Origin of the sequence: Pseudomonas fluorescens (genome assembly GCF_000802965.1) — a bacterium.
In the GTDB taxonomy this organism is placed as follows: domain Bacteria; phylum Pseudomonadota; class Gammaproteobacteria; order Pseudomonadales; family Pseudomonadaceae; genus Aquipseudomonas; species Aquipseudomonas fluorescens_A.
Window position 1 is genome coordinate 24,205 of the sequence record NZ_JSAK01000030.1, and the last position, 7,057, is coordinate 31,261.

7 protein-coding genes are annotated in these 7,057 nt (G+C 58.4%); 4 read left to right on the forward strand and 3 right to left on the reverse strand.

Annotated features, from left to right (window positions below):
• Window positions 1-7: 7 nt before the first annotated feature.
• Window positions 8-2,065: a carbon starvation CstA family protein gene (locus NL64_RS23220; RefSeq protein ID WP_034150400.1), complete on the reverse strand. Its 2,058-nt coding sequence runs from the start codon at window positions 2,063-2,065 to the stop codon at window positions 8-10.
• Between the two features lie 288 nt (window positions 2,066-2,353).
• Here NL64_RS23220 and NL64_RS23225 point away from each other — a divergent pair, with 288 nt between their 5' ends.
• Window positions 2,354-3,721, forward strand: coding sequence for a cache domain-containing protein (locus tag NL64_RS23225; protein ID WP_034150401.1), 1,368 nt, complete (start codon window positions 2,354-2,356; stop codon window positions 3,719-3,721).
• Window positions 3,722-3,746: 25 nt separating this feature from the next.
• The gene (locus tag NL64_RS23230; RefSeq protein WP_034150402.1) at window positions 3,747-4,379 is read left to right on the forward strand and encodes a response regulator; all 633 of its coding nucleotides are present in this window, start codon (window positions 3,747-3,749) and stop codon (window positions 4,377-4,379) included.
• 104 nt (window positions 4,380-4,483) lie between these two features.
• Here the strand turns inward: NL64_RS23230 and NL64_RS23235 are convergent, their stop codons facing one another.
• Entirely contained in the window at window positions 4,484-5,503 is a 1,020-nt protein-coding gene (locus tag NL64_RS23235; protein ID WP_034150403.1) for an ABC transporter substrate-binding protein, read from the reverse strand.
• Window positions 5,504-5,673: 170 nt separating this feature from the next.
• Window positions 5,674-5,889 (reverse strand): TOBE domain-containing protein, encoded by a 216-nt coding sequence (locus tag NL64_RS23240; RefSeq protein ID WP_034150404.1) that lies wholly within the window; start codon window positions 5,887-5,889, stop codon window positions 5,674-5,676.
• A gap of 265 nt (window positions 5,890-6,154) precedes the next feature.
• On the opposite strand from NL64_RS23240, the gene NL64_RS30410 reads away from it, so the two are divergent.
• Together NL64_RS30410 and NL64_RS23245 are read left to right on the forward strand one after the other, a co-directional pair.
• Entirely contained in the window at window positions 6,155-6,316 is a 162-nt protein-coding gene (locus NL64_RS30410) for a hypothetical protein (protein WP_172668700.1), read from the forward strand.
• Window positions 6,317-6,369: 53 nt separating this feature from the next.
• Complete coding sequence (locus NL64_RS23245) at window positions 6,370-6,960, forward strand: helix-turn-helix domain-containing protein (protein ID WP_172668701.1); 591 nt, start codon at window positions 6,370-6,372, stop codon at window positions 6,958-6,960.
• Window positions 6,961-7,057 lie beyond the last annotated feature (97 nt).

Here is a 7,057-nt window from a genome sequence, read left to right on the forward strand (position 1 = left end):
TCCTCACTTACGCCTTAGGCAGTGCCTGAAATGGCGCTTCTTTATCCGTGCGTTCCTTGGTACCCCAGGCCGCAACACCCACCTTGAGCGCAAAGAACAGGATGCTGAACACCACGAACAGGAACAGCGCGGTCAACGTGGCGTTGGTGTAGGCGTTGAAGATCACGTGCTGCATCTGGTAGATGTTCTTGGCCGGGGCCAGCACCTGACCGTTGGCCAGTGCATCGCTGTACTTCTTCGCCAGGGCCAGGAAGCCGATCGCCGGGTTGGCGTCGAACAGCTTGATGAAGCCGGCCGTGGTGGTGCAGATCAGCAACCACACGGCTGGCAACAGCGTGACCCAAACGTAGCGCTGGCGCTTCATCTTGATCAGCACCACGGTGCCGAGCATCAGCGCAATACCGGCGAGCATCTGGTTGGAGATACCGAACAGCGGCCACAAGGTGTTGATGCCACCCAACGGATCGATCACGCCTTGGTACAACAGGTAACCCCACATCGCCACACAACCGGCGGTCGCGATCAGGTTGGCGGTCCAGGATTCGGTACGTTTCAAGGAAGGAACGAAGGAACCGAGCAAGTCTTGCAGCATGAAACGACCGGCACGGGTACCGGCGTCCACCGCCGTCAGGATGAACAGCGCTTCGAACAGGATCGCGAAGTGGTACCAAAACGCCATGGTGTTTTCACCCGGCAGGACACTGTGCAGGATCTGCGCAATACCGACCGCCAGGGTCGGCGCGCCGCCGGCACGGGCCAGGATGGTGGTTTCACCAATATCCTTGGCCACCGCTTGCAAGGCTTCCGGAGTGATTGCAAAACCCCAGCTGCTGACGGTTTGCGCGACGGAAACAGCATCGGCACCGACGACGGCGGCCGGGCTGTTCATGGCGAAGTACACACCCGGATCGATGACCGAGGCAGCCACCATGGCCATGATCGCCACGAACGACTCCATCAGCATGCCGCCGTAACCGATGTAACGGGCATGACCTTCACTGGCCAGCAACTTCGGCGTGGTGCCGGAAGCAATCAGCGAGTGGAAACCGGATACCGCGCCACAGGCGATGGTGATGAACAGGAACGGGAACAAACCGCCCTTCCATACCGGACCGGTGCCGTCGATGAACTGGGTCAGTGCCGGCATTCTCAGCTCGGGCATGGTCACCAGAATGCCGATGGCCAGGGCAACGATGGTGCCGATTTTCAGGAAAGTGGAGAGGTAGTCACGCGGCGCCAGAATCAGCCACACCGGCAGAACCGCAGCGACAAAACCGTAGCCGATCAGCATCCAGGTAATTTGCACGCCGGTGAAGCTGAAGGCCTTGGCCCACACTGGATCGGCAGCAATCTGCCCGCCCAGCCAGATCGAACCCAGCAGCAGCAATACGCCGATGACGGAGATTTCACCAATACGCCCCGGACGGATGTAGCGCATGTAGATGCCCATGAACATCGCGATCGGGATAGTCGCCATGACGGTGAACATGCCCCACGGGCTTTCAGCCAGGGCTTTGACCACGATCAGCGCCAGCACCGCGAGGATGATGATCATGATCAGGAAGCAGCCGAACAGCGCGATGGTGCCAGGGATGCGGCCCATCTCTTCACGGACCATGTCGCCCAGGGAGCGACCGTTGCGGCGAGTCGACATGAACAGGACCATGAAGTCCTGAACCGCACCGGCCAGCACCACACCGGCGATCAGCCACAGCGTGCCGGGCAAGTAGCCCATCTGCGCCGCCAGGACCGGGCCAACCAATGGACCCGCGCCAGCGATGGCTGCGAAGTGGTGACCGAACAGTACGTGTTTGTTGGTCGGTACGAAGTCCAGACCGTCGTTGTTAAGCACAGCGGGAGTGGCTCGATTGGGGTCGAGCTGCATCACTTTATTGGCGATGAACAGGCTGTAATAGCGGTAGGCAACGAGGTAGATAGCGACGGCTGCAACGACGATCCACAGGGCGTTGATCGCTTCGCCGCGGCGCAGGGCCACGACACTCAGCGCAATCGCTCCCAGGACAGCCACGGCAAACCAGGCGAGGTGTTTAGCCAGACGGGGCATAGAGGTCTCCTGCCGACAGCTCGTGACTGCGGCGGTAATTTTTATAATTGTGTCCGCGGAGCGGAGCTGGCCCAATATCCGCGCATGTCGTCCACAAATAAATCCGCGTTACTACGTACGTGGCGTCTACGTAGTTCTACGTAGATAGCAACCTACACGTACCGCGACGAGCAGCGAAGTTTGACATCCCGGCCACCGGTGATTCCGTCCCGCCGCGCTACTGACTCGCCCTCGCTTTGGCATATGATGCCGAGCCTTCGCCCTCCCCCGGCCCGGCCTGGAGTAGAGATGCAGCTCAAACACAAAATCGTCGCCCTCGGGATTCTGCCGCTGGTGCTGGCCATTGCCGTCATCTGCGCGCTGGTGATTTCCCTGAATCGCCACTTGGGTGATCAGCAGGCTCAGTTGATCGAAGACAGCATTCTGGCGAGTAAGCGTGCGGAACTGAAAAACTACGTCGAAATGGCGAAAAGCCTGATCGAGCCGCTCTACGACGACGGCCACGGTGACGCCCAAGCTCAGAAACGAGTGCTCGAAGAGTTGCGCAAACTCAGCTTTGGCATCAACGGCTACTTCTTCGTCTATGACCACGAAGGCCGCAGCCTGATGCACGCGCGGCAGTCAGATTTGGTGGGTAAATACCTGTGGGACATGAAAGACCCGCACGGCTTGCCGGTGATCCAGGCGCTGCTGAAAAGTGCGCAATCCGGCGAAGGCTTTCAACGCTACGCCTGGAACAAACCCTCCTCCGGCCAAGTGACCGACAAGCTCGCCTATGTGGTGATGCTTGACCGTTGGGGCTGGATGCTCGGCACCGGCATCTATCTTGAAGACGTCGAACGCGCCACCCAGCAGGCTCGCGCCGAAGTCGCCATGGGCATCCGCAAAACCATGATGGCGATTGCCGTGGTTGCGTTGGTGGCGGTGCTGTTTGTCTTCGCCACCGGCATGACCCTGAATGTCAGCGAGCATCGTCTGGCGGATAAAAAACTGCAGCGCCTGACCCAGCGTATCGTCAGCCTGCAAGAGGAAGAACGCTCACGGGTTTCCCGCGAACTGCACGACGGCATCAGCCAGGTTTTGGTCTCGATCAAATTTCAGTTCGAACTGGCCAGTCATCTGCTCGAAAGCGCACAAACCCACGACAAGGGCTTGAGCACGTTGAGAGTCGCCACCGAGCGGCTGGGCGATGCGATTGGCGAGGTCCGCAGCCTTTCCCACGACTTGCGCTCATCCCTGCTCGACACCCTCGGCCTGTCGGCGGCCATCGGGCAATTGGCCGCCGAATTCGAGCAACGCAGCGGCCTGACCGTGACTTACAACGACAACGAATTTGACTGTCAGCTGGTCGACGGCGCGGCCGTTTCGTTGTTTCGCATCGTCCAGGAAGGACTGACCAATATTGAACGCCACGCCCAGGCGAAGAACGTTTCCATTACCCTGCGCGGTTGTGAACAATCGGTTCGGCTGACGGTGGTCGATGACGGCATCGGCTTCAACGTCGCCCAGGTCGAGCGACGTCACGCGGGAATCGGCCTGCGTAATATCCGTGAGCGTGTCGAGCATTTTGGTGGCCGGTTCGAGCTGATATCGATGCCGGGAAGAAGTGAGCTGGACGTGCTGCTGCCAATGAATTTACCCGGCAGCAAACGCTGACCCAACAACAAGAGTGAAGCCTGCCATGAACCTGCCCTCCCCGATCCGCGTCGCTTTGGTCGACGATCACTCCCTGGTCCGCGACGGCATCAAAGCGCTGTTGGCCGTCATGGCGCCCCTGGAAGTGGTGGGCGAAGCGGAAAATGGTGCCGATGCGATCGAGATGGTCGGGCGCTGTCAGCCGGACCTGCTGCTGGTCGACATCAGCCTGCGCGACATGAACGGCCTGGAGCTGACGCGCGTACTGCGCAGCCAGTATCCGTTGCTCAAGGTGCTGGTGCTGAGCATGTACGATAACTACGAGTACGTAAGTGAATCGGTGCGCTCCGGCGCCAGCGGTTATGTGCTGAAGAACGCCCCGTCTCGGGAAATCATTGCCGCCATCGAAGCCATCACCAGCGGCGGGACTTTCTACAGCGCCGAAATTGCCCAGCGCTTGATCGCCGACAAGAACACCGACAGCGAACTGACCCCGAGAGAAAGCCAGGTGCTCGCCAAGATGGCACAAGGCTTGAACAACAAGGAAATGGCCCGGGAACTGGACATCAGCGTGCGTACCGTGGAAACCCACCGCCTGAGCATTCGCCGCAAACTCAACATCGACAAGCCTGCGGCGCTGGTCAAATACGCCCTCGATCACGGACTGATTTCCCGCTAACGCAGAGAAACCTGCAGGAGCCGGCTTGCTGGCGATAGCGCCCTTCAGATCGCCATCGCCAGCAAGCCGGCCCCTACAAATAGCGGGACGAAAAACCGATCTGATCAGCTACCGGCACCACCGTGCGCTTCTTCGAAAAAGTAATCCTTCCAGCTGTCCGCCTTGTTTTTCAGTACGCCTAACTCCTGCAGTTTCTCGGCATAGACAGCCGTGCGTTGCGGAGTAATCGTGAAGTCGATTTCAGGATCGTTGACGATTTTCTCAACCAGCGGCAGCGGCAACTTCGATTGCTCCACCCGGATATAGGTCTGCGCTGCGGACGCCTTGTCGGCCTTGATGATTTTCTCGGCCTCGGCCAGTGCGTCGTAGAATGCCTTGTAGGTTTTCGGGTTTTCGTCGTGGAATTTTTCGGTGGTGTACAACACGTTAAACGTCGCCTGCCCGCCCAGCACGTCGTAGGAACTCAGCACTTTGTGCACGTTGGGGCTTTGCAGTTCTTGATACTGGAACGGCGGGCTGGAGAAATGCGAGCTGATTTCCGAACCACCGGCGATCAGCGCTGCTGTCGCATCCGGGTGGGCCAGGCTGATCGAAATGTCGTCGAATTTCTTGTATTGGTCATTGCCAAACTGTTTGGCGGTTTCGATCTGCAACGTACGTGACTGGAACCCGACGCCCGCCGCCGGCACCGCGATGCGGTCCTTTTCGGTGAAGTCCTTGAGGCTCTTCACGTTCGGGTTATTGGTCAGCAGGTAGTTGGGCATCGAGCCCAGCGAGGCAATGGCCTTGACGTTCTGCTTGCCCTTGGTCCGGTCCCAAATCGTCAGCATCGGTGGCACGCCCGCCGACACAACATCCAGCGCGCCAGCCAACAACGCTTCGTTCATCGCTGTGGCCCCGGAGATGCTGTTCCAATCGACCTTGATATCGAGACCCTGAGCCTTGCCTTGTTTCTCGATGAGCTGCTGATCGCGCACCACATCCAGAATCAAATAGCCGATGCCGAATTGCTGGGCAATGCTGATTTTGCCTTCCGCCTGGGCACCGGGGCTGAGCAACGTGCTCACCGCCGCGACGGAGGCTGCCAACAGGGTCAGCGCGGAATGCTTGAAGCGAGTAGCCATGAAAACCTCGGGAGTGATACCAACTGGAAATGTTGTTGCCCTTGTGGCGAGGGAGCTTGCTCCCGCTGGGCTGCGAAGCGGCCCCCTTAATGCTTGAAAAGAGGGGCCTGCTGCGCAGTCCAACGGGAGCAAGCTCCCTCGCCACAGGTTATTGATCGATGCTGAAAAACTCAGAGCTTGGCAATCGAGACTTCGGTGGACTTCACGAAGGCAATGACTTCGCTGCCGATCTTCAACTCAAGGTCGCGCACCGAGCGGGTGGTAATCACTGAAGTGACGATTCCGGAAGCGGTTTGAACGTCGATTTCGGAGACCACTTCGCCTTCGAGAATTTCCTTGATGACGCCCTTGAACTGGTTACGGACGTTGATCGCTTTAATGGTCATATCGATGCTTCCTGTCTGAGGTCGACTACATCCACGTGGATGTGCAGGGCTTCAAGGTGCACCGCCTTGACCAACATTAAAAGGAATAAATAATTATCTGATTATTCTTTTTAGAAATATAAAATCACCTCAAGCAACGCCAATCAGCACCGCCTCAATCAAGAACCAAAAAGCATTAATAAATAGATAATCAGTATTTATCGTTATAAAAATATCCACGTACTCTCAAGCCATCCCGTCATTCACCACCACAGTGAAGTGCCCCATGAATCCGACTGACAACCTCATCGACTTCGCCAGCTACCGCAAACGCAAACAGGCTCAGCAACGGGCACGGGCCATGTGGGAGATGTACGCACGCAACGCAGGATTGCAGGCCTTTCAGTGGGTGCAAACCGCCAAAGCGACCGAGACCCGTCACGCGTGAACATCAACGAACCCTCGCGCTTTCTGGCGAGCGCCGACGAACCGGTCCTGGACCTGAACAATCTGGAACAGCTGGAAGAGGATCCGATTTGCGAACGGGTTGCACAGAACCTGCAACGTCTGCGCAGCAAACGCCATCTGTCCCTTGATGCCTTGGCGCGGCAATGCGGCGTGAGCCGGGCGATGCTGGCGCAGATCGAATCCGGGCGCAGCGTGCCATCCATCAAGGTGCTGTGCAAAATTGCCAAAGGCTTGAAGGTATCGGTGGCTGCGTTTCTTGAGCACCGTGCGTTCGAAGGTGTGGCCGTGTTATCGGCGAGCCAGAGCAAACGCCTGGTCAGCGCCAACGGCGCCTTCGTCAGCCGCGCTCTGTTCCCCTTCGACGTGGCGCGCCAATCGGAGTTTTACGAACTGCGCCTGAGCCCGCTCGGCGAAGACCAGTCAGAGGGGCATGGCCCCGGCGTGCAGGAAAACCTGGTCGTGGCGCAGGGCGTGCTGGAAATCAGCGTCAATGATGAGCGCTACCTGCTTTCCACAGGCGACTCGATCCTGTTTTACGCCGACCAGCCCCATCGCTACCGCAATCCTGCCGACAGCGAAGCGGTGGCTTATCTGGTGGTGACCTACCCCGAACGCCTGGACTGAAACGAACATAAAAAAACCGGCATCGATAATCCCGATGCCGTTCAGTCAAACGCCTAAATCGTTCTTCGTAGGAGCCGGCTTGCTGGCGATGGCGCTC